1 pseudogene is annotated in these 304 nt (G+C 62.8%); it reads left to right on the forward strand.

From position 1 onward, the window contains the following. Positions 1–304 (forward strand): annotated as a pseudogene (locus BST12_RS29835) (hypothetical protein); the annotation flags it as partial.

Below are 304 nucleotides of genomic sequence, written 5' to 3' on the forward strand. Positions count from 1 at the left end.
GTCGCCGCCGTACCCGGGGCCCAGCCCGACGAGGTCGTTGCCGTCGTCCTTTTCGTCTGCGTCGGACTCTTGGGTGGGATCGCGTTGTGGAACCGCGTCCGGGAGAGATTTGGCCTGGTCGGTTTGTTTGTCGGCAGTGCACTCGTTAGCATCGCCGCGGCAGTGCTATCCATCGCATTCGATTTGGCCGGAGCGTGGCCCAACGTCGTCGCCATCGGTCTGGTGATTGCACTGGTATCCATCGCCAATCAAAGCGTATTCACCGCAGGCCAACTGTGGATTGCCCGTGACGCCGAACCCGGCC

Origin of the sequence: Mycobacterium angelicum, assembly GCF_002086155.1 — a bacterium.
GTDB lineage: Bacteria > Actinomycetota > Actinomycetes > Mycobacteriales > Mycobacteriaceae > Mycobacterium > Mycobacterium angelicum.